Annotated in this window: 16 protein-coding genes and 2 pseudogenes; 3 read left to right on the top strand and 15 right to left on the bottom strand. The window is 53.5% G+C overall.

Annotation, left to right across the window (positions count from 1 at the left end):
* Positions 1-92: 92 nt before the first annotated feature.
* The 5 genes from B9T62_RS03695 to B9T62_RS03675 form a co-directional block, all read right to left on the bottom strand.
* Entirely contained in the window at positions 93-824 is a 732-nt protein-coding gene (locus B9T62_RS03695) for a response regulator (RefSeq protein ID WP_087914026.1), read from the bottom strand.
* 1 nt (position 825) lies between these two features.
* Positions 826-2,430, bottom strand: coding sequence for a DcuS/MalK family sensor histidine kinase (gene dcuS / locus B9T62_RS03690; RefSeq protein WP_087914025.1), 1,605 nt, complete (start codon positions 2,428-2,430; stop codon positions 826-828).
* 115 nt (positions 2,431-2,545) lie between these two features.
* The gene (locus B9T62_RS03685) at positions 2,546-3,109 is read right to left on the bottom strand and encodes a hypothetical protein (protein ID WP_245864330.1); all 564 of its coding nucleotides are present in this window, start codon (positions 3,107-3,109) and stop codon (positions 2,546-2,548) included.
* Positions 3,110-3,246: 137 nt separating this feature from the next.
* The gene (locus B9T62_RS03680; RefSeq protein WP_087914023.1) at positions 3,247-3,666 is read right to left on the bottom strand and encodes a DUF350 domain-containing protein; all 420 of its coding nucleotides are present in this window, start codon (positions 3,664-3,666) and stop codon (positions 3,247-3,249) included.
* Between the two features lie 32 nt (positions 3,667-3,698).
* Entirely contained in the window at positions 3,699-6,065 is a 2,367-nt protein-coding gene (locus B9T62_RS03675) for an endonuclease MutS2 (protein ID WP_087914022.1), read from the bottom strand.
* Between the two features lie 179 nt (positions 6,066-6,244).
* Between B9T62_RS03675 and B9T62_RS03670 the strand changes: the two genes are divergently transcribed.
* A complete protein-coding gene (locus B9T62_RS03670) occupies positions 6,245-6,592 on the top strand; it encodes a phage holin family protein (RefSeq protein ID WP_087914021.1) in 348 nt (115 codons plus the stop codon).
* Between the two features lie 325 nt (positions 6,593-6,917).
* On the opposite strand, the pseudogene B9T62_RS40475 reads toward B9T62_RS03670, so the two are convergent.
* Positions 6,918-7,465, bottom strand: a pseudogene (locus B9T62_RS40475) (GGDEF domain-containing protein).
* An 861-nt stretch (positions 7,466-8,326) separates the two neighbouring features.
* On the opposite strand from B9T62_RS40475, the gene B9T62_RS03655 reads away from it, so the two are divergent.
* Positions 8,327-8,737, top strand: a complete 411-nt coding sequence (locus tag B9T62_RS03655; protein ID WP_211296407.1) for a cupredoxin domain-containing protein — start codon at positions 8,327-8,329, stop codon at positions 8,735-8,737.
* A gap of 651 nt (positions 8,738-9,388) precedes the next feature.
* On the opposite strand, the gene zapA is transcribed toward B9T62_RS03655, so the two are convergent.
* The 8 genes and pseudogenes from zapA to murQ form a co-directional block, all read right to left on the bottom strand.
* Positions 9,389-11,578, bottom strand: a complete 2,190-nt coding sequence (zapA, locus tag B9T62_RS03650; protein ID WP_087914017.1) for a cell division protein ZapA — start codon at positions 11,576-11,578, stop codon at positions 9,389-9,391.
* Between the two features lie 193 nt (positions 11,579-11,771).
* A complete protein-coding gene (pheT, locus tag B9T62_RS03645) occupies positions 11,772-14,222 on the bottom strand; it encodes a phenylalanine--tRNA ligase subunit beta (RefSeq protein ID WP_087914016.1) in 2,451 nt (816 codons plus the stop codon).
* 32 nt (positions 14,223-14,254) lie between these two features.
* Positions 14,255-15,288 (bottom strand): annotated as a pseudogene (gene pheS / locus B9T62_RS03640) (phenylalanine--tRNA ligase subunit alpha).
* A 465-nt stretch (positions 15,289-15,753) separates the two neighbouring features.
* Positions 15,754-16,251, bottom strand: coding sequence for a PTS sugar transporter subunit IIA (locus tag B9T62_RS03635; protein WP_087914015.1), 498 nt, complete (start codon positions 16,249-16,251; stop codon positions 15,754-15,756).
* A 41-nt stretch (positions 16,252-16,292) separates the two neighbouring features.
* Positions 16,293-17,159 carry a MurR/RpiR family transcriptional regulator gene (locus B9T62_RS03630; RefSeq protein WP_087914014.1) on the bottom strand — a complete coding sequence of 289 codons (867 nt, stop codon included), beginning with the start codon at positions 17,157-17,159 and terminating at the stop codon, positions 16,293-16,295.
* Between the two features lie 44 nt (positions 17,160-17,203).
* Positions 17,204-18,253: a DUF871 domain-containing protein gene (locus B9T62_RS03625; RefSeq protein ID WP_087914013.1), complete on the bottom strand. Its 1,050-nt coding sequence runs from the start codon at positions 18,251-18,253 to the stop codon at positions 17,204-17,206.
* A 60-nt stretch (positions 18,254-18,313) separates the two neighbouring features.
* Positions 18,314-19,768 carry a PTS transporter subunit EIIC gene (locus B9T62_RS03620; RefSeq protein ID WP_087914012.1) on the bottom strand — a complete coding sequence of 485 codons (1,455 nt, stop codon included), beginning with the start codon at positions 19,766-19,768 and terminating at the stop codon, positions 18,314-18,316.
* Positions 19,769-19,771: 3 nt separating this feature from the next.
* Complete coding sequence (gene murQ, locus B9T62_RS03615) at positions 19,772-20,674, bottom strand: N-acetylmuramic acid 6-phosphate etherase (RefSeq protein WP_087914011.1); 903 nt, start codon at positions 20,672-20,674, stop codon at positions 19,772-19,774.
* A gap of 550 nt (positions 20,675-21,224) precedes the next feature.
* On the opposite strand from murQ, the gene B9T62_RS03610 reads away from it, so the two are divergent.
* A complete protein-coding gene (locus tag B9T62_RS03610; protein ID WP_169834321.1) occupies positions 21,225-22,808 on the top strand; it encodes a sensor domain-containing diguanylate cyclase in 1,584 nt (527 codons plus the stop codon).
* Positions 22,809-24,191: 1,383 nt separating this feature from the next.
* On the opposite strand, the gene pulA is transcribed toward B9T62_RS03610, so the two are convergent.
* Positions 24,192-26,591 (bottom strand): type I pullulanase, encoded by a 2,400-nt coding sequence (gene pulA / locus B9T62_RS03605; protein ID WP_087914009.1) that lies wholly within the window; start codon positions 26,589-26,591, stop codon positions 24,192-24,194.
* Between the last annotated feature and the right edge of the window lie 257 nt (positions 26,592-26,848).

Genomic DNA, 26,848 nt, shown 5'->3' with positions numbered 1-26,848 from the left:
ATACTTCCAGCACAAGAAGCCCGCGTCGGACGCGGGCTCTTTGCATATTCCATCTTCCGTAAGCGTTCCGCTGCCCCAGCAGCAAAATGCAATTAAAGTAATCGGCCGCAATACTTGGAAATCAAATCTTCGCCTTCATTAGTTACCTTATACATGTACATCGGTCTGCCCACCGCACCATAGCTGCTCTCCATCGACAATACCTTGATTTCTGTCAGGAAAGCGAGGTATTTACGGACAGAAATACGCGATAGGGGTACAGCCTGTGTGATATCCTCTGTGGAGAACACAGCCTGGGGAAGTCCGCTTATAATCGACCAGATACTGGCGAGCGTCTCTTCTGTCAGTCCTTTTGGCAATCCCTCTGCCGCTGCTGCTTTAGTATCTAACCCACTATACCGCACCAGCTTATCCAGCTGTTCCTGACTGAGGTTCTCTCCCCGTTTGATCAGCTGATGCTCTTCCCGGTAGGCAGTAAGCGCGGCCTGGAAGCGGGTGAATTCAAAAGGCTTGATCAGATAGTCCACAGCTCCATACTGCAGCATTCTGCGGATGCTGACATTGTCGCTCGCGGCCGAGATTACAATCACATCGACGGCAAGCCCCTGCTCCCGCAGAGCTGTCAGCAGCTGGATTCCATTCGTATGCGGCATATAGATATCCAGCAGAATGAGGTCCACCTCCTGCTCATCAAGCAAGCGTTTCGCCTCATCTCCCGATGCGGCCCAGCCTACGAATTGGAAGCCTTCCATCTGCTCCAGATAATGGCGGTTAAATTTGGCTACCATCGGATCATCTTCAACAATCAGGACTTTAATATCCATATTAGATCTCATCATCCTTTACATTGTACTGCACACTCGCTACAAAAGTGGCACCGGACTGATCCGGTGGCAGCAGCTCAAGCCGTCCGTTCAGCTTGTCCACACTGCGCCGCACCAGATAAAGTCCCATGCCGCGATTCTCCCCTTTGGTAGAGAAACCTTGCGTATAGATCTTCTCCCGGAGCGCTTCGTCAATTCCTGGCCCTTTATCCTGCACCATACAAACCAGATAACCGTTGTCATAACGAAAAACAAGCCGGATGACTTTATCGGGTGCATCCTTCATCGCATCAATGGAATTGTCGATCAAATTGCCAACAATTGTGATCAGTTCATGAATGACTGCCGGGTCCTCTGATCCTGGCAGATAACAATCCTCGTCAAGCAGCAGACTGATGCCCGCCTCGCGGGTCCGGCTGAGCTTCCCGAGCAGGAACCCCGCCATCACGGGGTCCTTGATCTGCCGGGTGATGGAACCAATCTCATTCTGGTAATTGACCACCGTACCGGAGATGTATTCCTGCAGATCGTCATACAGGCCCATATGTGTCATGCCCATAATCACATGCAGCTTGTTCATGAATTCATGCGCCCCGGCCCGGAGAGCATCCGCGTAGACGGAGATTCCGCTCAACCGTTCTGCCAGCTGGGTAATCTCGGTCTTGTCACGAAAAGTAACGATAGCACCGACCGTACTGCCGTTGACCCGGATCGGCAGGCTGTTGGCCAGCAGCGTTATTCCGTTCAGATCGATTTCCTGATCCTGCTTGCCTTCGCCGGAGGCAAGCACGGTCTCCAACTGCAGGCCTGGCCATATCTCAACTATAGGCTGCTGCATCACTTCCTCGCAGATTCCGGCTACGCGCAGCAGCCGTTCCGCTTCCAGGTTAATCAGGGTAACTCTGGCATCATGATCGACAGCGATGATTCCCTCGCGGGTAGATTGCAGCATCGCGCTGCGTTCCTCCAGCAGCTTGGAAATTTCCAGCGGCTCCATCCAGAAGATCATCTTCTTGATCTTGCGGGCGAGCACTATTGCTCCGGCCGCGCCCAGCACCGCCCCAGAGAGCAAGATAGCGATAATGGTCCATTTGTTCTCCAGAGTAATTGCCTTCACGCGGTCCTGGGAGAGTCCGACGATCACCAAACCCACCTGATTACCTTTACCGTTAAATACAGGCACAAAGGCGCGGAGCGATTTGCCCAGCGGTCCCTGGCCTTCAGAGAAGCTCTCTTCTCCCTGCAGAGCCTGCTCTTGTTTCCCTCCTACAAACGGCAAACCGATCAGGGTCGCATCGGGATGGGAATAACGAATGCTGTTCATATCAGTGACAACTACAAACATGATATCATTGCGGCGCGTGATTTTGGAGGTATAGGCTTGAATCGCCTTGCTGTCTCCCTTGCTCAGACCGTCCGATATTAAGGGGACCAAGGCAATGGTACGGGCTATCGCCACCGCCTTCTCCTCCAGAGCTTGTCCCGGCTGCGGGATGAGCCGGCTGCTGAAGACAGCATACAGCACCAAGAGCACAAGCATCACCACACCACACACCATTAGAGTAACTGTTGTACGCAGACCGTAGATCCGTTTTTTTCTGAACACTGCTGGATTCTCCCGATTTCATAATAGCCTTGGGCATCTTCCCTTCATTGAAAAAGGCCCATAGCGGCGATAAGCATCCGCAGGGCCTTCAAGTCAGTTATCTGTTCCCGCCGGCTTATTGCTGGCTGTTCGTTACATTGCGCACCAGCTGAACCCGATCCTGCTGCGCCAGATTATGCTGCACATGGAAGCAGGACGGGCATACATATACATTGAGCGAGACCGGTGCCTTCAACACCGGTCCGCCACCCAGCAATTCAGGTGTGGACGGTTCAAATGCCGAGATCACCTGCTTGCCGGCCAGCAGCATCAGCTCATGACATTGCGGACATTCCGGCGCTTCTTCCTGCAGGGCCAGCAGCGTGGAGCTGTTCTGGGCATAGGCCGCCATGTCGTATTCTTCACTGAACTGATCCAGCGTATTGAAGATTGGCACCACGCTGTCCTTGTCGTTATCGTCCCACAGATCATTGTCGTCAGCAGCCTGTTCCTGCGGTGCTGCCGCAGGCCGCTGCGGAGCCGGCTCTGCTTCCTCTTCTTCCTCCAGATCGTTCACACCCAGCCGGACCGTACGGTAGCCGCTAAGCTCATTGTTGCAGTGCGGGCAATTCTCTTCCGGCCCGAATTCCTCGTCCCATACAATTTCCGTATGGCACCAAGGACATACTGTTGTTTCCATGATTATTTTCTCCTTTAAGGTTCACCTGACTATTTGTAATTCATCATCTAGTTCATCAGCAAATAAATAATACCCGCTGCTATAAATACTATGGCGGACAGAAACAGGACGCGGATCAGAATCTTCATGATTTCCTCCTAGAATATCGATGCGCCGATTACATAGGACAACGATACCGAAATCAGCATGGCAGTCAGTCCGACCGCACGGTTGTCTGCGGCAATCTCATCATCGATGGAGAATACCGGTGTGAGGAACTCGAACAGAAAGTAAGCCAGCAGCAGAAGAAGGAATCCCACCACCGACCATTTCATCGTCTCATAGATCGAAGCACCGGCTTCAATGCTGAAGCGCAGCACATTGCATATCCCGAAGATTTTGCCCCCGGTCGCCATAGCCGCCGCCACATTACCTTTGCGGATTTCTTCCCAGCAGTTGTATTTGGTGACCATCTCGAAGAAGGACAGAAATACAACCAGCCCCATAACCGCTACTGTAAAATAGCCGAGCAGCGCACCCAGCGGATGACCCAGCACAAGGTCAATATTATCCTGCATACGTTCCTCCTTTTTCAGCCGGGCTTCTTTTGTTACTGCAGCTCAGCCACGGTCACGCCTGCGCCGCCTTCATTGTAATTTCCCAGCCGGTAGCTTTTGACATGTTTGTGCTTGCGCAGATACTCCTGAATTCCTGTACGCAACACACCTGTCCCTTTGCCATGAATGATGGAGATCTGGCCCAGATTGCCCAGGAAAGCTTCATCAATGAAACGGTCCGTCTCCATCAACGCTTCTTCCAGATTCGTACCGCGCAGATCCAGCTCGCGGCGGATGTTCTCGTCGCGCGAACGTTTCACAGTTGTCGCATGGCGAACAGCCTGCGGGGCGGCCGAACCTTGCGAAGACAGCAGCTCCAGGTCAGACAGGCTGACCTTCATCTTCATGATGCCGAACTGCACCAGCGCTTCGCTGTTGCCGCTCAGCTCCACCACATACCCTTTCTGGTTCACACTGTGCACCTTGACCTCATCTCCGGCCTCAATCCGGCGCGGCGGCTTCACCGTGGTCTTCGGACCGGATTTCTTGCGCACCTCCGGCTGGGCATCATCGAGGCGGCGGCGTGCTTCAATCAGCTTATGCTCCTTGACCGAAGCCCCTTCCTCCATGGCCAGGCGGCGCAGGTCGCTGATAATCTCCTCGGCTTCCTTACGCGCTTTGTCCAGCAGTGCGGCGGCATCCTTCTCCGCCTTCTCGAGCCGCTTGTCGCGCTGGCTCTCCAGCTTGTCAAGCTCCTGCTGGTGTCTTGCGCGCAGCTCCTCAACCTCGCGGCGGATCTGCTCTGCGCGTCCGCGCTCATGTTCGGCTTCCAGCCGGTTCTCTTCCAGCGAAGCGATCATGTGCTCCACGCGCATATCTTCTTCCTTGACCTCGCCGCGCGCATGCTCCAGAATCGGGGCCTGCAGACCTAAACGTTCGGCAATCGCGAACGCATTGCTTCGTCCAGGCACTCCAATCAGCAGGCGGTAGGTAGGGCTTAAGCTCTGCACATCAAATTCCATGCTGGCATTGATGACGCCTTTGCGTTCGTAGGCATAAGCCTTAAGCTCACTGTAGTGAGTAGTAGCCACCATGCGGCACTCAATGCGGTGAATATGCTCCAGAATGGCAATAGCCAGCGCAGACCCTTCTGCCGGGTCGGTTCCTGCTCCCACCTCATCCAGCAGGATCAGACTCTTCGGCGTCATTCTACGCAGAATGTTGATAATATTCGTCATGTGACTGGAGAAGGTACTCAGACTCTGTTCAATGCTCTGCTCATCGCCAATATCAGCATAGATGGCGTCGAACACACACATCTGGCTGCCTTCCTCCGCCGGAATGAACAAGCCGGACATCGACATCAGGCTGAGTAGCCCGATCGTCTTCAGCGTAACGGTCTTCCCTCCGGTGTTGGGACCGGTAACAATAATCGAACTGTACTGGTTGCCCAGCTCCACATCCAGCGGCACCACCTGCTCGGCGGCAATCAGCGGATGACGTCCCTTGCGCAGTCTGAGATAGCCCCGGTCATTCATGCGCGGCTGGGTAGCCTTCATATCGCGGGCCAGACGCGCTTTGGCGAAGATGAAATCCAGCTCGCCCAGGATATCGATATCATAGGTGAATTCCTCGGCAATATCGCCAACCCGGTCCGTCAGGCGGTGCAGGATGATCTCAATCTCCCGCTCCTCGCGCAGCCGGGTTTCGCGCAGCTTGTTGTTCATCGCCACAATAGACTCCGGTTCGATGAACAGCGTCGCACCGGAGCCTGACTGGTCATGCACGATGCCGCCGAAATGGGCGCGGTATTCCGCCTTGACCGGAATGACAAACCGGTCGCCGCGAATCGTTACCAGCTGATCCTGCAGCATCTTGGCCACCGAGGAGGAGCGGATCATGGAATCCAGCTTCTCGCGGATTCGCGTCTCCCCGCCACGCAGCTCGCGGCGGATCGAAGCAAGCTCTGTGCTGGCGGAATCCATTACATCCGCGTTCTCATCGATACAGGAACGGATATCATCCTCCACTGGCTTCTGCTCCGACAGCAGGTCACTCTGCGCGAACAGCAGAGGAATCTGTTCTTCCTCATGCATCGCCGCAAGGAATCGCTTCACTCTCCGTGCCCCGCCGATCGTGTTCCCGACAGACAGCAGCTCCGTCGTTCCCAGCATGCCTCCAATCGATGCACGCTTCAGCGCCGGCTTGATATCGCTTATCCCACGGAAGGACGGTATGCCCTTTAGCCGGTCCACATTGGCCGCTTCGTCCGTAGCCTGCAGCAGCAGCTTCACGCCTTCGAAGTCTGCTGAAGGCTTCAACTGCTCTGCCGTAATCCGTCCCATGGTGGTCTGCGTATATTGCATTAATTTATTTAAAATCTTGCGATATTCAAGTGTATGCAAAATCTTGTCGTCCACTTGCTGTCACAGCTCCCTTCATAGATGAATACATTATACCGAATTTAGCCGATTTCCGCTATTCAGCTTGCCGCAGCAGCCGTCCAGGAACTCCAATTCATAAAAAACAAATATCCGGGTCATAATAACCCTTGCAAATATCCTTACCCGACGACGAAAATCAAAGGAGGTTAATGGCAATGAGAATATTGAGTCATATCGTCCGGTTTGTGGTCGCAGCCATCGTGCTGCTGGTAGTAGGCTGGATTGTTCCGCAGTTTACGGTCGGCGGCTTCGGCAGCGCCCTGATTCTGGCACTGGTTATCGCTCTGCTGGGCTGGATAGTAGAAGGCGTCTTCGGCAAAAAAACCACCCCGTTCGGTCGTGGAATCGTCGGTTTTCTGGTCAGTGCGCTCGTCATCTGGATTGCGCAATTTGTAGTCACCGGAGTCAGTGTCTCGGTTGTAGGCGCCTTGCTCGCAGCGCTGGTGATCGGAATTATCGACCTGTTCCTCCCGATTGCCACGCCGTTTGAGGCCGCCAAGTAAGTGCCTTTCTTGGCAAGGGTGCTTCCCGCACTAAGAAGAAACGGCTTCGCCGTCCTCTCCAAGAGGCGGCATCCGTTTCTGCGAAAAATAGAAGGATGAATTATAGTGTGGAACATATAATTTCTTATATTTCGAGTAGAAACGGTATCGTCCGTTTTAGGTAGCCTACGCTTCCGAAGCAGCGATACTGCGTATCGCTTTCAGGTACCGTTTCAGCGAGAAATAGAAGGATAAAGGATATTGTGAAACATATACTTTCTTCTATTCACACAAAAAGGCTGCGCCATTCTTACAGGAATGGCGCAGCCTTTATCAATATAAGGGGTCAGGCGTAAGAGAAAATTTCGTCATCCTTGCTTACAGAAGCGGTGACCACTGCATTTTTGCCGTTTCTTTTAGCGGTGTACAAGGCATTGTCCGTCTTGCGGAACAGCAGCTCCTTGCCATTCCCGCTTTCATAATCACATAATCCGACACTCACCGTGATCGGCTTGTCTCCGGCATAAGGATGCGCCATTAGCGCCATTTGGCCGCGCATCGCTTCCACCGCCTCATAGGCTTCCGGAAGACTGATGTCCGTGAAGATAACCGCGAACTCCTCGCCCCGTACCGGGCGGCAAAATCGTTCAGCCCAATCATCCCCATAACCTTGGATGCAACCTCTTTCAGCACCAGATCCCCCACCCAATGCCCATACGTATCATTCACACGCTTGAAGTTATCGATGTCAAACAGCGCCAGCTGCAGCCGAAGACCATTGCTCTCACATTGCTCCAGCAGCGAATCCAGGTACTCATGGAAGGTTTTATGATTGTAGAGGCCAGTCAATGCATCAATCTTCAGCAGTTTGTCGGAGATCGCACGTTCAACCATCAGAGACTGCTCCGATTTAGTTAATTGCTCCATATGGTCGCGGGCCTCGCGGGCACGGACAATAACAGCGTGAGACATCAGGACAAAAACAAGGTATACACATTCCACCATCAGGAACTCCAGCAGCGGCTTTTTAAGAAACACTCTTTCCAGCACGAAATAGATTCCCGCATAAATGATCACGCTGATCGTGCCCAAACTGTAGAGCATCTTGCGGTCAAAGTAGACCAGAGCCACCATAATGGGCATCATCAGCGTCATTTGCGCGCCATCCACAAACGGCTCAATCACAAAATACATCAAATAGGAAACCACAAATGAAGTGGTTGCCACCGCCTGCTTCTGATGCTTTAGCTGTGAACGCAGCCAGAACTCAGCGCTGACCAGACAGAACACGATCAGTACATTGCAGGCCATAAAAAGGTGCCAGGAATCAGAATTGACCGGGGTTTTCACATTCAGCATATCCGCACTTAGTACAAACAGCAGCTCCGCAATCATCATAAAACCGACGATTACCCAGTAGCCGTTAAGAATCTTGCGATGCCAATGCTCCGTGTTCCATTCATCATTGTTGATGTTAATGTGTATCCCCTACTTTTTACAAATATAAGAATTTATATGTTCAATCCATAAATTATCCTTCTATTTCTTGCAGAATCGGATTAGTTTGCTTACAGAGGACGGCAAAGCCGTTTCTACTTGGCGTTTTATAGCTTTTATTATAATGAATTTTAACTATTAATGCATCATATTTTCACAATTTTCGACATAATTCGAACTTTTTTGTCCACTCCCGAAATTTTCAAAATTTCTCAGAGCGTTTACATTTATTTTAGGCTATGATGTCTACATAAATTCATGGTTAAGGAGAGGATTACCCTGAAGAAATCGGCATTTCTTATGCTGCTGCTCGGAACCGCCCTTCTTACAGCCTGTGGCAGCAATCATGAGAACCTGGGGAACAGCGGCAACGGCAAAGGTAACTCAGACAACGGAATAACGGCGGATGAGGAACTGGTGATTACCGCCAGCAACTACAGCTTCGACCAGCAGGAATATCATCTAAAGAAGGGTGTTCCCGTCAAAATCATCTTCAAGAACGAAAGCGGCAACCACGGTATTCTGGCCCCCGGCCTCGAGCTGCATCTGGACGGCAAAAAAAGCTCACAGGTGATCGTACCGGAAGAAGCCGGCACCTTCGAGATCAGCTGCTCGATTATGTGCGGCTCCGGCCACAGCGGGATGCAGGCCAATTTCATCGTGGACTAATTCAGTTGTCCTGATATCACAAACGGATCATCCGATCGTTTCTTAAGTCCAATCCGCCGATTTAGTTGCGAAAGTGGTTACTACTTAGGTCCAGTAAGGATTTAGAGTGTTGCCATGGAACCTTCGGAATAATTAGATGCGAAACTGCAACTAAATTCAGCCGAAGGTTCCATTAACAGCCGAATAAGTGCAAATCTGCAACTAATTTCGAGTAAATCACTCCAGGAACGCTCAAACTTCCAAAATAGATGCGTATTCGCACTTATTTCCTCCAAAACGGAAAAAAACGGCTAAATAGATGCGTTATCGCATCTATTTGTTCGGCTCCCTAATTTTGGAGCTAAGTCTGTGTAGTTCTAGCGTCAGCAGTCGGAATTACCCAAGATTAGTTGAAATTGCGGATAGGGACGGCGGGTTTTCGACTGAATGTTTCAACCTATAGAGAGAAGGCTGGAGGTCTTAGTAGTAACCATTTTCGCATTTATTTGCCTCACAGCTAACGATTCAGCTGAAATTAGGTGCAGTTTCTCTTTAGCATCTATTGACTCCGAACGTTCCAAAGTAACATGTTAACACATCATATACAGCAAAAGGGGCAGACCCGCAAGCCATTGCCGGCTTGAGGTCTGCCCTTCTTCATGCATCCGCCATTCAGCTGTCCTGTTCGATCAGCTGAATCCATTCATTATATTCATTCTGCAACTTGGCATATTCCGCCTGCAACGCGCGGTGACTCTCCGCCAGCTTGTCCAGCTGATCCTTGTTCAGCTCAGACTGGGCCTGCAGCAGCCGCAGCTGGCCTTGGGCCAGCTCGTAATGCTCGCCGACCTCGTCCAGCTGCTGAACAGCCTCGCTGCGCTCGCGCTCCAGCGCAACCCGCTTGGTTTCAGCTTCGTCCGCTTCCTGCTGCCACAGCTCAATCTCCTCACGCAGCTGCTCTTCCGTATCGTTCCACTGCTGCTGCCGCTGCTGCAGCTCCTCGAATCTGTGCTTCCAGGCCGCGCCGGTCTGCTCCGCTTCCTTCAGCACCTCCTGATACTCCACCGCAGCGGACGCAGCTTCGCGGCTGGCTTCCGACAGCTCATCGAGCCGCCGCGCCGTTTCCTCGCTCTCGGCCTCCAGCAGGCTGTATCTCTCCTGCAGACGTTCGCCTTCCTGCAGAACCTCATCATACTGCGCGATCATTTCCTCATAGCGCACCTGAAGTGCCGCCAGATTCTTAACAGCCGTTTCCTGCTGTCCGCGCAAGGCTGCACTCTCGGACTCCGCCTGGCTGCGCAGCGCAGCTTCACGGTCCAGCTGCTGTACTAATCCGTCGGCTTGGCCGCGAAGTGTCTCGATCTCGCTCTGCAGCGTCAAGGACTTCTCTTCCGTCTCCAGAAGACTCATCTCCAGCTCGCTGATCTCTTCCATACGCTTGTCTGCCAGCGCCTGCCATTTCTTCGCCTCTGCTGCCGTGCCGCTCAGCTCTTCCTGAACCCGGCTCAAGGTGCCGCCGGTCTGCTCCAGCGAGCTGTGCAGCGCAGCCGCTTCACTCTGGGATGCGTCATAGCTGGCACGCAGCTCTTCCAATTCCTCACTCAGCAGCGTGCCCAGCTCAGTAGCGGAGCGAAGCTCCTCTTCCAGCTGTTCCTCGCGCTTGACCACGGATTCGTACTGCTCAAGCAGGCTCTGGCGGGAATCCCGCTCGGCCTTGATATTCGCTTCAGCGGCGCGCAGCCGCGACTGCAGCTGCCCTGTGCCCCCGCGCAGCTCTGCCAGCTGCTTCTCCAGCTCCTGAAGCTGCTGCTTGTGGCGGTGCTCCTGCGTTCCCTGCGATTGCCGCAGCTCCTTGTTCTTCGCCAGCTCCCGCTGCAGCGCTTCGCGCTCGGTGTTCAGAGCCTGGCCCAGGCTCTGCTTGGTGTCCTCGAGCTCCTTGCCAAGCTTCTGCCGCGTAGCCTCCAGCTCCTTGCCCAGCCGCTCCTTGGTGCCTGCCAGCTCGTTGCCAAGGCTCTCCTTGGTATCGGCAAGCTGCTGACCCAAGGTTGTCCGCGTCTCGGCAAGTTCTCCGCCGAGGGACTCCTGCACGGCCGCCAGCGCCTCCGCCTTCTCCCGGCTCATCCGCTCGCGCTCGCTCTCCTGCTCCAGCTGGTGCGCCGCCTTCAGCTCCTCCAGCTGCTGCAGATGCAGGGCTTCGGCATTCGCCAGCTCCTGCTGGGCACTCTCGCGCGCGGCAGCCTGCTGCGCTTCGAACTCGGCCCGCAGCGCCTGGATCTCCTGCTCGCGCGCCTGCAGCGCCTCGCTTCCCTCCTGGCGCAGCGTTGCCTGCTCAGCCTCATGAGCGGCCCGCTGCTCCTGCAGCTCACGCTCGCGCTGGGCCAGCTGGTCGGCCAGCTCCTGGCGGGCCGCTCCTGCCAGCTGCTCCGCTTCCCGCAGCTGCTCGGCATGCAGCTTGCGCTCCTGCTCCTGCTGCTCCAGATGACGTACGCGCTGCTCCTCAGCGGCGGCGATCAGCCGTGCGGCTTCTTCCTTCGCAGCTGCTTCAAGCTGCTCGTACTCCTCCTCGCGCTCCTGCTGCACTTCCAGCTGGCGGGCCATTTCAACCCTAAGCTCGCTGCGTTCTCCGGTCAGCATATTAAGCTCTTTCTTGAAGTCCTGAACCTGAATGGCCTGCTCGGCCATATGTACAGCTGTCAGCACCGCAATACGCGGCGTGTCCAGTCTGGAATGGGATTTGGAAATGGTACGCATGTGCTCGTCTACAAAACGGGCAACTTGCTTCATATATTCAGTGCTGCTTCCGACAAGATTATAGGAAGTTCCGTATATCTCCACGGCGACACGTGTCCGGTCCATAGCCACAGTTGTGCCCTCCTTTGTATGTGTGCGGATTCTAAGTTGGTTTCTCTGCTCCTATTGTAGCTTTAATCTTAATGCTTTAGCAAAAAATAGAAGGATAATTGATAACGTGAAAACATATAAATTCTTATATTTAAAAAAACCGCTGCGAATCTATGTTTCTAAATGGATTCGCTGCGGCTTTACACAATTCCTGCTACTTTCTTAATTCTGCTCCAAAAGTTTGCTGAAGTGCCGTCAATACCTGACCATGCACCTCGGAAACCTCCTCGTCAGTCAAGGTATGGTCACTGTGGCGATAGAGCAATGAGATAGCGATGCTCTTCTTCCCGCCCTCCAGCTTGCCGCCGGTGTAGACATCGAAGATCTGCACCGATTGCAGCAGACTGCCGCCGTGCTCACGAATGCTGGACAGCAGCTCACCCGCCGGTACAGCTGAATCTACCACCACGGCGATATCGCGCTCCATACCCGGGAACCGTGCCAGCTCCTTGTGCTGCAAACGGCTGCCTGCCGCCTCATAGAGCGGCTGTAGGGCAATCTCGGCCGCGTAGGTGTCCACTAGATCATACTGGCGCTGCAGCTCCGGATGAATCTGTCCCATCGAACCCAGCTTGATGCGCCCTTGCTCTCCCGTCAGGTACAGAGAGGCAGAACGTCCCGGATGGAAGCCTTCCGGACTGTCCCCTTCATATACGATCCGGCCTTCCAGCCCCAGATGGGCAAAAACCGTCTCCAGCGCACCCTTCAGGTCAAAGAAATCGACCGGCTGGACCGGGACATTCCATTGCTTAGCGGTCAGACTGCCGCTGAGCAGCAGACTCAGCACCGGCAGCTCACGCGGCTGGCGGGTCAAGGCTTCTTCATCGGAATAGAACACATTGCCGATTTCGAACAAGGCCAGATCGCTCTGCCGGCGGTTCGTATTGTACGTGGCGATATCCAGCAGCTGCGGAAGCAGGCTGGTGCGCAACACACTGCGCTCCTCGCTCATCGGCATAGCCAGCTTGACCGTGCGGCCTTCTCCGGCGAAGGCAGGGAACAAGCCGCTCTGCGCAGGCTGTATGAAAGAGTATCCCAAGACTTCCTGATATCCGCCATGCGCAAGCAATCTGCGCAGCTGGCGGCGTATCCGCTGCGGCCAGGTGAGAGAACCCGGCGTGGTCGGTCCTTCAATCAGCGTCGTAGGGATATTGTCATATCCATAGAGACGGGCAATCTCCTCAATCAGGTCCACATCATAGCTGATATCGCCGCGCCGTGCAGGTACCTGCACTTCCAGCAGTCCTTCGCCAGCATCGCCATATTTGAAATGCAGCCGGGTGAACAACGTCTTCACCTCCAGCAATGACAGCTGGGTGCCGAGGTAGCGGTTCAGCTTCTCCAGCGAGAGGGTGATAAGCTTCTCTTCCACATTGCCGCTGGCCGCTTCCATAATTCCTTCATGCACCGTTCCGCTGGCATAATGCGCAATCAGCGCCGCCGCCCGGTTCAATGCCGGAATAACGGCATGCGGGTCAACCTCCTTCTCGAAGCGCAGCGAGGCTTCGGAACGCAGGCCGAGCTGGCGCGAGGTTTTGCGGACCGTTCCCCCGTCGAAGCGGGCCGATTCCAGCAGGATGTTCACGGTATCTGACGTAACCTCTGTAGCAAGCCCGCCCATGACACCCGCCAAGGCTACAGCCTTCTCAGCGTCCGCGATCACCAGCATCTGCGGCTCCAGCTTGCGCTCCTGGCCGTCCAGCGTAGTCAGAACTTCGCCTTTATGCGCCAGCCTTACGCCCAGCACGCCACCTTCCACGCGGTCTGCGTCAAAGGCATGCAGCGGCTGGCCGAACTCCAGCATGACATAATTGGTGATATCGACGATATTGTTGATCGGGCGCACTCCGGCGGCCATCAGCCGGTTCTGCATCCACAATGGGGCTGCGCCAAGCTTCACACCGGAAATATAACGCGCTGTATAGTGGGCGCAATGGGCCTCATCCTCAATCTTCACGGAGATATGCGCTGCGGCGGAATCCGCCCCGCTTACTTCCACGATATCCTCCTGCGGATCAGGCAGCTTGACGTCACGGCCCAGAATGGCGCTAACCTCATAAGCAGCACCAATCATGCTCAGGCAATCCGAGCGGTTGGGCGTAAGGTCAAACTCCAGCACCTCGTCGTTCAGGCCCAGCACCTGGGTGATGTCCTGGCCGATTTCGGTCGCTTCTGGCAGCACCAGAATACCTTCCTGCAGCTCTTTGGGCAGCAGCTTGTCGTTCAGGCCCAGCTCCTTGGCGGAGCAGATCATACCCTGGGACAATACGCCGCGCAGCTTGGCCTTCTTGATATCCAGGCCCGGCAGCTTGGCGCCCACCATGGCTACAGGAACCTTCTGGCCTGCATCCACATTCTTGGCCCCGCAGACAATCTGCAGGTCCTCGCCCTGACCGACGTCAACGATACAGACGTTCAGCTTGTCTGCGTCCGGGTGTTTCTCCTTGCTCTTCACATAGCCGGTGACAATCCCGGAGATCCCCTTATTGCGGCGCTCCACACCGTCAATCTCAATGCCGGCCGCGGTGATTTTGTCTGCCAGCTCCTCAGCGGTAACTCCGTCCAGCGATATATAATCAGCCAACCATCCGGTTGATACTTTCATTTCCGCTCACTTCCTTTAGTTCAGATGTAATGCTAAACGCCCTTGAACTGCTTCACGAAACTCATGTCATTGTTATAGAAGTAACGGATATCATCGATGCCGTATTTCAGCATCGCAATCCGCTCCACACCCATCCCGAAAGCGAAACCGCTGAACTCAGTCGGATCGTATCCGCCTATGGCCAGCACATTCGGATGCACCATCCCGGCGCCGAGAATCTCCAGCCAGCCGCTCTGCTTGCACAGTCTGCAGCCTGCCCCGCCGCATTTGAAGCAGCTGACATCCACCTCTACGCTTGGCTCGGTGAACGGGAAGAAGCTTGGACGCAGGCGGATGCCGGTGCCTGGCCCGAACATTTCCTGCACGAACTGCTCCAGCGTGCCCTTCAGGTCGCTCATGCGGATATTGCGTCCGACAACCAGCCCTTCAATCTGGTGGAACTGGAAGGAGTGGGTCGCATCATCGTCATCGCGGCGGAACACTTTACCCGGACAGATTACTTTTACCGGCACCTGTCCGTTCATCGACTGCATCGTACGGATCTGCACGCCGGAGGTCTGGGTACGCATCAGCAGATCCTCTGTCAAGTAGAAGGAATCCTGCATATCACGGGCCGGATGGTTCTTCGGCAGATTCAGCGCTTCGAAGTTGTAATAATCCGTCTCTACCTCAGGACCTTCGGCTACCTGGTAGCCCATGCCGATGAAGACATCCTCAATCTCTTCCACCACACGGCTCAGTGGATGAATACCCCCTGCAGCATACGGCGGCCCGGCAGGGTGACATCCACCTTCTCCGCAGCCAGCCGGTTCTGGGTTTCCTGCTGCTGGTAGGCTTCCTGCTTCGCGGCAATCACTTCTTCAATCGCGCTGCGGACGTTATTGGCTACTTGCCCGATCAATGGACGCTCCTCGGCACTGAGTCCTCCCATGCCGCGCAGCACCTCGGTCAGCTCGCCTTTTTTGCCCAAATATTTCACACGCAGATCATTCAGCACCTGTGCGTCTGTTACTTCCTGCAGCTTGGACAGCGCCTCAAGCTTCAATGCTTCCAATTTCTCTTTCATGGCTGTGTACAGCCCCCTTCAGATAAAGTCTGGATTCAACAAAAAAAGGCCTTTCCTCCCGGTAAAGGGACGAAAAGACCGTGGTACCACCCTTGTTAGACAAGCTGAGCTGTCTCCTTAAGAGCTATATTCCCTCTTTAAGGCTGGACAGATACCCGTCTCACTCTACACAGAAATAACGGTCTGCGGCCGGTATCCCCTACGCGGGTTGGCGTCAGAATCGGCTTCGCCGTTCCTAAGCACCGTTCAGGGAACTGCTCCGGAGTGAACTTCGGCAGGTCTGCAACTTAGAAACGCTCGCAATCTAAGGCGTCTCCTCCCTGTAAGCCAGGCACTGCGTACTCTTCTCCATCAATACATTTCATAGCTGATATATCCTATCATTATATGCAAAAGCTGTCGGTTTGACAAGCAGGACAAGCAGGCATTCTTTCCTACGGCTGAAGCCGCTTCAGCCGACAGACCCTATGTCAGCGTCACACGAATTACCGCTTGGCCTTCCGGGCCGTCTCCGCTGAGCAGCGGAATAGCTTCTTTAACATTATCCTGTCCGCCCGGGACGATCATCGGCGTCACCACCGAATAACCCGCTTGCGTAATGGCCGCCATGTCGAATTCCAGCAGCAGCTGTCCTTGCCTCACCCGGTCGCCAGTCTGGACATGGGCCGTGAAGCCCTCCCCTTTCAGCGACACGGTGTTCGTGCCGACATGAATCAGAATCTGCACACCGGACGCATGCTCCAGCAGCACCGCATGTTTGCTCCGCTCCATCAGATGGGCCACAACTCCGTCAAAAGGGGCAGTGACCCGCCCTTCATCCGGCTCCACCGCGATTCCCGGGCCCATAGCACCGCCGGAGAAGGCCGGGTCCGGAACCTCGATGAGCGGTATAATCTTCCCCTTCACCGGTGACGGGATGTCCAGGACGTCACTGGCTGTCAGTTTCTTTTTGAATCCAAACATAATATTACCTCCTCAGTCGGCTAATCTGCCGCTCACTGCCGCTAATGCTCCGACTCGATCCGTTTCAGCTCCTCAATCGCCTTGCGCGTCTTGGCAATATGATCGATGGAAGAGTCAATATTCATGGAAGCATAAATATAATACAGCGTATCGATAATAAAAAACTGGCTGTGCTTCGAAGCCGTCGCCGTGCTGCGCACCTTGGCTTCGGGCGCAAGCGCCGTGAACAGATTGTAGTCGCTCAGCTCGGACAGCTCGCTGCGGCCGAACCCGGTGAAGCTGATCGTCGTCAGTCCGCTTTGCCTCGCAAACTTGGTCAATTGCAGCACCTCGCGCGTCTGCGCGCTGTACGAAATGCCGATAAACACGCTGCCTGGAGGCGCTGCCGCCATACTCATGGTCAGGACATGCGTGTCCAGGAAGGCATAAGCATTCTTGCCCATCCGCAGCCACTTCTGCGAGATATCCTCGGCCACCAGCGAGGAAGCCCCGATCCCGTAGGCAAAAATAGCAGGAGCCTTATGCAGGCAACGCGCAATCTCTTCAATCTGGCCGACATCCAGCTGACCCACCGTATCTCTCAGCGACTGCATGGCGTTCGACAGCATTTTATCGACCAGCTCGGCCGTATTCTCATTTTTGTGCAGATCGTAATAACCTGATTTCTGCTCCTGGGCAAGGTCTGCTGACAACGTTACCTTCAGCTCCGGGAATCCCTTAAGTCCGATGGAGCGGCAGAAGCGCACCACAGACGCACTGCTTGACAGTGAATGCGCCGCCATCTCCTGAACGGACATGGATACAACCCGGTCCGGCGAACCCAGTACGAACTCGGCCACTTTCTGCTCGGACAACGTCAGCTTGGGCAGCATGGTTTCGATCCTGGACAAAATCTGGTCATTCCCCACATGAACGCCTCCATTTAGATGTGCAAAGAAACAATAAGTTCATCTTATTCGTTTCCGGGCGGACTGGCAAGGAAGCGGAAGGGATGGCCGGATTGCTGCAGGAACGGCAGCAGAAGCAGGTCTGCTTCCTCCACATAGCCGATCACATTCACCCGTTCGTCGGCAGGCAGCGGCTTCAGCACGATCTGGAATTCGCCTGTGTAACGCTTATACAGGTTATTATCCAGGGTCAGCGCCCCCGCCTTGCGTTCCACACAATTCTCGGGTTCAATGCTGCCCGTGCTCTGTCTGCGCGCTTCTTCGGAGCGGATCACATCACGCGCTATATCCGGGCGATTGTGATGAATCTGCTCCCACACCTGAGCCGCCCGCTGCTCCCTTACACGCAGCAACACGGTCCCTTCCTTCCAGGCACGGAACTGCTGGAGGGTCCAGTCTGAAACGGAGAGGTCTCCGATCAGAACCCGATCCGTAAATCCCTGCTGCTTCAGCTCCAGATAGGCGGCGAACGAAGAGACGCCGCGGTGCTGCTCCAGCGTTGGCAGCCCTTCATGGAGCGGGCCGCGCAGGATGCCGTCTCCCGGAATAAAGGCCGCCACCTTCAGGCCCTGGGATTGCAGCCATTCATTCTTGGCGACGAAACCGTCCCAGCCGAGTCCGGTCTCCGGACGCGGATAATAATTATGCCACGCTTCCAGCGAATCGAAATTGGCCCCCAGCGCACGCAGATCATGGAGAAACTCTTCATTAATGGTGCTGGCGTTGAACGAGATCTGCCAGGACTGCGACAATTCGGCAATCTCCGCATTCTCCATGCCATAGTCGATGCGAAGTCCGGTTACTCCGGCTTCCTTCAGTTGGGCCAGCGAGAAGCTGGCGAAGGTCCGCGGGGATACATCGGCCATCAGCAGCATATTATGCTCGGCTGCGAAGCGGCCAATCAAGATCAGCGGCGCCAGCAGGCGGGACGGGTCCTCCTCCGGCATTTGCAGTGAGGTGAAGATAGCTCGAAACCCGGCGCTGCGCATAACCTTCAGGTACTCCACTGTTTTGTCCACACTTTGCTCTGTTAACGATACCAGTACACCATCCAAACTACTCACTCCTTGTGTGCTTCATTTGAGGTATTGTTTGCATATTGGTTGATTTAAGATTTAAGCTTCTTTAGGTTCGCGGGCTTCCTTCGGCACGCCGAAGAAGTAGGTGCAGATAAATCCGAAGATATAGGCTGTCACCAGACCCAGCAGATAGATCCACCATTTGCCGTCGGCGATCAGCAGCAGCATCTCCAGGCCTGACGCGCCGATTGCGATAGCTCCCACATTGCCGAAGAAACCGATCACCGCGCCGCCGAAGGCACCGCCCACACAGGCGGTTACAAAAGGACGTCCCAGCGGAAGCGTCACCCCGTAAATAAGCGGCTCTCCGATGCCTAGCATTCCGACCGGCAGCGCACCTTTGATGATATTGATCAGCGGCTTGTTGCGTCTGCAGCGTACCCATAGTGCCAGCGCCGCACCGACCTGACCGGCTCCTGCCATGGCGAGGATCGGCAGCAACGCTGTCATACCCGTACTGGTGATCAACTCAATATGAATCGGCGTCATGATATGATGCAGCCCCAGCATAACCATAACCAGCCAGATGCCGCCAAGGATGAAGCCAGAGAAAGCGCCTCCAACCTCCAGAATCCAGTTGACCAGAATCAGCAGGTTCTCAGCCACGAAGCCGGCGAAAGGCATAATAAGGAAGATGGTAATAATACCTGTACTAACGACACTAAGGAAAGAGGTCACGATTAAATCAATCGAGTTGGGAATGATTCGATGCAGCCGCTTCTCAATCAGCGCCAGAATCCAGACGGCCAGCACCACTCCGATAATTCCGCCTTGTCCGGCAATCAGCGGCTCCCCGGTAAACAGATTGGTGATCGGCAGCTCCGGCTTCACACCAGTAAGCAGTGTCGCGCCCCCGATAAGACCACCCAATGAGGGACTGGCCCCGAATTCACGGGCGGCATTTATGCCTACGAAGATGGCCATGTAGGAGAACAGACCGCTTTTGATAACATTCAGAATCATATTGAACTGGACCCAGCCGTCGCCGCTGATGATTTCGGCGGTCATCATATTGCCGATGACGGAGGTGATGCCTGCCAGCAGACCGGCGGAAACAAAAGCGGGAACGAGCGGAATGAAGATATTGGCAATCGTCTTGAAGAAATTCTTGATCGGAGTGTTATTGCGTTTCTTATAGGCCGCTTTATTCTCCGCTGCGATCCGGGAGACCTCGTCCTTATTAGACAATGCGCCCTCGCCCAACTGTGGATCGGCATTCAGCGGAATAATCTCACCCAGCGTAACACCGCTGATGGCTGCAATCTCTGCTGCAACCTTGTTTACAATTCCCGGACCCACAATTACCTGCAAGGTGGAATCTTCAACCACGCCAAGAACACCGGGCACCTTCTTCAGATCATCCAGCTGGATGATCTGGTCATCCCGCATCGTCATGCGTACCCGTGTCATACAGTGGGTAATCCGCTCCACATTCTCAATACCGCCTACATGCTCCAGAATACCCCGTGCCAGATCCTGCTCTTTCCCCATCTTTTATCTCCCCTTTCCGTCTTGGATGGCCCGGCGGATGAAACCGTCCGATTCCATCAGCTTAAGCTGTGCTTCCTCATACCCCAGATCCATCAGCAGCATCACAACTGCAACCTTGACCTGATGTTTGCTCAGCTCATAGTAGCTGGCCGCCGTCTCTTCATCACAGCCGGTAATCTCGGAGATCATCGCCTTGGCCCGCTGTACCAGCTTCTCATTGGTAGGCTTCACGTCGACCATCAGATTGCTGTAGACTTTGCCGATTCCAATCATAGCAACCGTCGAGATCATATTCATCACCATCTTCTGCGCGGTTCCGGCCTTCAGCCGGGTCGACCCGGTAAGGATCTCCGCACCCGTTACAATTTCGATGGCATGCTCGGCATACCGGGCGATCTCCGAATCCTCGTTGCAGGCCAGACTGGCTGTACGCGCTCCCAATTCTGCCGCCTCCTGGAGCGCGCCGATGACATAGGGCGTGCGACCGCTGGCTGCAACACCGATTACGGTATCGCGGCTGTTTACTTTCAGTTGCCGGATATCTTCCCGCCCCAGCTGCGGTGAATCCTCGGCACCTTCGACTGCCATCCGGATGGCTGTTTCGCCTCCGGCGATGATTCCCTGCACCATCTCAGGCTCTGTCCCGAAGGTCGGCACACATTCCACGGCGTCGAGGATGCCCAGCCGCCCGCTGGTGCCGGCACCGATATAGATCAGTCGCCCTCCCTGCTTGAAGCTTTCAATTACAACAGCCACGACCCGTTCAATCTGCGGCAGCTTCGCCTGGATGGCGGAAGATAGGGTTGCATCCTCCTCCTGCATCAGCTTCAGCACCGATAGGATTGGCATTTGATCCAGATTAAGCGTACTTTGATTTCTTGTCTCCGTTGTCAGGTTCTCCAGCACTAAGACTCCTCCTTCTTGCTCATTTCATAAGATAATTCACACTCGCAAATGCATTGAATGTATTAAATGTATTGGTTCCAGTTTACACCCACAGAAAAATAATTTCAACAATTTTATTATTACATGAAATTTTATTTCAAAAACATTACATGCTATGGACTATTATTTACATAACGGCAGCAGAAAGCTTTTTCGCACACAAGGCGTATCGTTTCTATTAACAGTGGGTAATAAGAACCAAGGGTTTGATAGGAATAAGGCATTAAGGACCATACATATGTTTTTGTTATTTCAGAATTATGAACAGTCCGTAAATTAATCTAAAATTTGATCTGATTCACAGCCAGGATTACCCGGGAAGCGATTGCTCTTGCCGCAAGACCTCCTATATACTTGAAATACTACAAAAACGGCTGGCTATACCAGGCTTTATCTCTCCTATGTCTCTATCACCCCCCTGCTTAAGACTCATTTTGGCTTGATCTATTCCGCACGTTTCGCAGCTTTCAGGAAATTCACAAGTAAAGTATGACGCAGGGAGAGGATGACCGTGTCTGGTTTCACCGAACTTACTGTAACACGCAGACTAGTAATTTTATTCTCTGCCTTATCGGTTCTACTTGTAGGCATCAGCATCGCATCCTTGTTGTACTTAAACTGTACAATTAACAGGCTCTCCTCATCCCTTTACGGCGATGTATATGAGAATTCCGAGCTGGTGCTGAATGCCGACCGGGACTTATATGAAACTGCTGTAGCCCTCCACACCCTAATGGCCAGGAACACCACGATAACCGATCGTGAGGAGCTTGTCCGGACCTTCAAGGACAATATAGTTCAAGTGGAGCAGCGGCTGGGCTGGGCCAAGGCCAATATCAATGCTATTAAGAAGCCGTACAGCGATATGAAGCAAGGCGAGCTGCTGCTTACGGAACTTAAGACCGAGCTGGATGGCTTCGATAACTCTTTTGCCGATTGGAAGCGCTCGGGTGACCAGCTGATCACAGAACGTATGCAGAGCGGCTGGAATCCAGATTCCTTCACCCCTGTGCTGCTGAACCTTACACTCAATCAAGCAAGAAATCATCTGGATCAGTCAGAAACCTTGATCGAACGTTATGCTGACCAAGTAACCAATGCCTTCCGCAACAAAAAAAGCACCCTGTTCACGCTCTACTCGCTGCTGTTCTGCCTGCTGATCCTCGTTATTATTTATTTGGGACGCAGAATCATAACGCTGCAGAAGGAGATGCTGGAGGAGCAGTCGCTGTACCAGCTGATCGGCGAAACAATGTCCGACTTCATTATCCTGACAGATCCGAACGGGTTAATTCTCTATGCTTCCCCTTCACATTCCAGTGTCCTTGGACATATTCCCAAGAAAGGGGAGCCGCTGTCCAATTATATCCGTGAACCGGAAATCTCATGGGCCAAGCTGAAAAGTGTGGTCCAGAGCGGTCAGCGGCTCTCGGAACTGAGGATGCGCGGTGCCGAAGGCCAATGGGTGTGGCTGGAGACCAAGGTAACTCCGGTAAAGGGCAGCGGCAGCTTCCCGGCGCAATTCATGTTGGTATCCCGCGAAATTACGCAGCGCAAGCAGTATGAGGAGCGGCTGCACAAGCTTGCCTTCTATGACCATCTGACGGCCATTCCCAACCGGGCCCATTTCAAAATGTACATGGAGAACCTCATCAGCCAGCCGGAAGAGCGCAGACAGGATATTGCACTCGCCCTGCTTGATTGCGACAGGTTCAAGCAGCTGAATGACACGCTTGGACATCTCGCGGGCGATGAATTCCTGCAGCTGCTCTCACGCGAGCTTCAGCAGACGGTCAAAGGAGCGGGACAAGCCTTCCGCATTGGCGGTGACGAGTTCGCCGTGATTATTCACCGCTTCTCTAATCCGGACATGCTGGAAGAGATTCTGCAGCGGGTGCTGCAGTTGTTCAACAAATCCTGGTCCATTAACAAGGGCTCCAGCTTCCATACCTCAGCCAGCATTGGCGTAGCATTGTATCCGCAGCACGGGAGCAGCATCAACGAGCTGCTGCGCGCCGCCGATGTAGCAATGTACCATTCCAAGAACCAGGGTGGCAACAAGAGCACTCTTTACGACAAGCGGCTGGAGCAATAACGCGCAGCTTGCACCCTAAAAAGGCAGTTCCGGGATTATCGCGCCAACGATACTTCCGAAACTGCCCTTTTCTTTTCCTTAGCTGGTCAGCTGCAGGGAATCAAACCTCATAGACGAGTATGCTCGACTTCGAATTTTTTCCAGACCGATAAAATATAATTCGCATACTTATTTCCTATAGATTTTTTGGCTCAATCTTAAAATCAGCGGTTGCCATCTGTGAATGAAGCCGCTACGGGTTCGGAGGGTTCTTGCGATCGCTGTTAAAGCCCGATTTCTTGATTGGAATAGGATTATAGGCTGAAATCGGTCTTTAAAGGCGAACACTATCGTTTCTCCAGAATCCCTCCGCCCCTCCGCTCTGTTCACTCTTATAGTCAACCGCTGATTTTGGTTTTGAGCCGATTTTTTCAGATTAAATTATCGTTCACTTCCATTAAATACTTATATTAACAAAATATAGTATACTATAATAATGCTGGACGGAGAACAACTTGTGATGTAGTTGTGCGACACGGTTCACAAAGCTAAGTCAGGACCACAGACGAGATAAAAATTAAGACAAACCCGTTACTACTTAGAGCCCCCTTTGTTCCTTGTGTTCCTTGTGTTCCTTGTGTTCCTTGTGTTCCTTGTGTTCCTTGTGTTCCTTGTGTTCCTTGTGTTCCTCGTCCGAGCCTGTCATACCACACCGCGCGACAAGGAGGCTAAGAATCACAAATGAAGGCCGTCGCCATGCGCTTAACTTTCAGACTACTAACGGACTCAGGAGCCTCTATGTGCTGTAAAAAGGCTGTTTTGCGGCTCTAACGGACTCAGGAGCCCCTATTCAAGCCGAAACCCACTAGGTAAGGCCTGTTTTGCCGATATAGAGGCTATGCGGTCCGTTACATTCCAAACCAGCGCAGAAATGAGGAAATAGAAGCTATACGGTCCGTTAGGACGTAGGTTACCTGAAGTTCGGATGGGGGGAGTGTTTGGGTTAAGGTAGCGCGATCCCATTATATTCTCGAGTAACCTTCTATATCCTCGCAGGGTCCTAAGTAGTAAGACAAACCCAACTTAAAAGAAACCCAGTGTGACATGAGAAGAAGGTTGGCTCGCGGCTTCTATAATAGTTATGTGGATTATTGTGGAGATAATCCGTAATCCAAAACCAAAATTCGTAATTATGCATATACTAGTCTTGTTACTCAGCACAGTATTCTTTATTTATTTTTGATAATTTCATACTTACAATCAGCCATCTTCCGAACAACCTTTGGTATTTTTTTATTTGGCGGGGTTCAAGAAAATTTAAAGAATCTACGGATACGAACAAAAAAAGGCTGTACCGGAATCATTGCGGATCACAATGAATCAGATACAGCCTTATACTAGGACTTAGCTGGTCAGCTGCAGGGAATCGCCAACGGTTCCATCCTCGGAGCTTTCTCGGTCACGCACCAGTACCCTGATCAGCTCATCGTCACTTGAACAGTCAATGAACCGGTCGCCTTCTCCATCTTTCTCCTCCCAATCGTTCAACCGCAGCAGATAGCCAATGGACTGGGTATCCGGGAGCACTTCAATCCTGGCTACGGCGCGGCCGTCCTCCATCTGGCGGAAATCGTTCTGCCCATCCTGAATTCCCGTTCCCCATACCCAGAGATTCCAGCCTTGGTATTGGCCATCCGGGCGTTCATAATGCACTTCAATGACCTTGGCCCGCGGCCCTGGTTCGCTGCTCCGATCATAGAGTACCATCATCGACAGTCCTTCAAGCTCCACCTGCTGCCCCTCAACTCGGCGCAGAACCTCTGTTCCGGCTCCGCTGTGGTCCACGACTACATTCCATGACCCAGATACGCCGGTAAGATCTTGGATAACCGGCTGCGTATTTGCATTGAATATAACTACAATATGCTGCCATGAGTCGCCTCCGGCATGATCCTTCAGCATATAGGAGACCACGCCGCCTTCGCAGCGCAGGAATTGCAGCGAACGCTCAATCTCCTGCCGTCCGTGCAGGCGGAAGGCAGGATGTGCCCGCCGCAGCTCGATCAGCCCTTTGTAATAGCGGAATACCGGCTGGAAGACTTGTTTGCCGCTCCAGCGGATCGCATTGATGGCATCGCTGCTGCGGTAACTGTTGTGGTCGCCATACTTGCTGCGCAGCAGCTCGTCTCCCGCATTCAGAAAGGGGATGCCCTGCGAAGCCAGAATGATTCCGCTCGCCAGCAAGGAACGGCGTACAATCTCATTATCCAGCACATGCTCGGGGTCTACCCCCACATAAGGATCCGCTGCTGCCACAGCGGCTTCGACACTCCCGCCATCCTTCAGCCTGCCGTTCTCCATTACAGGGAAGCGGGCTTGCTGCCGCAGGCCTTGAACAGCCAGCAGTTTATCCCATAGATTGAGATTGTCATGGGCTGTCACATAGTTGACCGTCTCCACAGGAGACTCGGTGAAGTCGTGAATCGCTCCCATTATTCCCGATGCGATTGCACCTTCCCTGCCGTGTTCTCCGGTTATGAACCCTCTGCCCCAGCCATCGCTGTCGCCTTTAATGGCCGAACGGAAATTGTCATTGAATACAGCGTAGCCTTTGCCGCGCTGCACCCCCTTCAGCGTCTTGGTAGCAAGCGGCGAATCACCGCCGGTCCACGGCTCTCCATAGAGCAGCAGCTCGGGATTGACCTCCAGGCGCAGTTCTTCGGTAATCTCCCGCATCGTCACACTGTCCATCAGACCCATCAGATCAAAGCGGAACCCGTCAATATGATATTCTGTGGCCCAGTAGGCAAGTGAATCCTTGATATATTTGCGTACCATCGGGCGTTCAGTAGCCAGCTCATTGCCAACCCCGGAACCGTTGGACAACCGTCCAGTGTAATCACGGCGGTAGAAGTAATCCGGCGCCAGCGGCTCAAAAGGACCTTTCTCTACGGCATAGGTGTGGTTATAGACAACATCCATAATAACCGCGATGCCCTGGCTGTGCAGAGCCTGCACCATTTCCTTGAATTCACGGATGCGCAAGCCCGGATCAGATGCGTCTGTGCTGTAGGAGCCTTCAGGAACATTATAATGCTGCGGATCATATCCCCAGTTGTAATCGGTATAATAGGCTTCCGGACGTTCAGCCTCCGGACGGTTCAGTTCATCCACTGTCTGATAGTCAAATACCGGCATAAGATGCACATGGGTAATGCCAAGCTCGGCCAGATGATCGATGCCGATCATGTTTCCTGCAGCATCCCGCAAGCCGGTTTCAGTGAAGGCCTTGAATTTGCCTTTGTAGCGCATGCCTGAGCTCTGATGAGCAGAGAAATCGCGTACATGCAGCTCATAGATTACAGCATCGGCGGGATGCGGCAGCGAAGGCGAAACATCCTGCTCCCAATGCTCGGGATCGGTATCACGCAGATCGACAATAGCTGTCCGAACGCCGTTGGCAGACACCGCTCTTGCGTAAGGATCTGCCGCTTCCTCCATTGAGCCGTCAGCATATACTGCACGGTACATATAATATTTGCCTTTCAGGTCTCCGGCTACCTCCGCCTGCCATACCCCGTTATCATTGCGGCGCATCAGGTTTACGTGGCCGTGGTCTTCCACAGTACCAGCCGGCCCTGCCGCCGATTCGGCTCCGCCAGTCTCATACACCACTACCGCTACCGAAAAAGCGCTAGGCGCCCACACCTTGAATACGCTGGATAAAGTCCCATATTGCAGCCCGAGATCCTTGCCTGTATATAGTTCCGTAAGCGATACTGCATTTATATAATTGCTGTTCATAAGCACTCACCATCCTAGTTGCTCCCGATCCACAGCCGGGATGCTTTATGCGTCCATATATTTACATTAAAAGCACATTTTATACTTTTTAAGGCACTGTCACTTCTTCCTGCCTCACACTATATAATACGTAACACTATGTTCACAGGTTTGGGTTCCGTTTGAATTTAGAAACCGCCTACTGCTATTATCGGCATCCTTGTCTATCATTTGTAGCTTGTAATTAGAAAGCTGCTATTCTTAAGGAAGTATACCGT

The organism is Paenibacillus donghaensis, from assembly GCF_002192415.1.
GTDB lineage: Bacteria > Bacillota > Bacilli > Paenibacillales > Paenibacillaceae > Paenibacillus_AQ > Paenibacillus_AQ donghaensis.
This window is presented reverse-complemented; position numbering and strand designations above follow the sequence as displayed.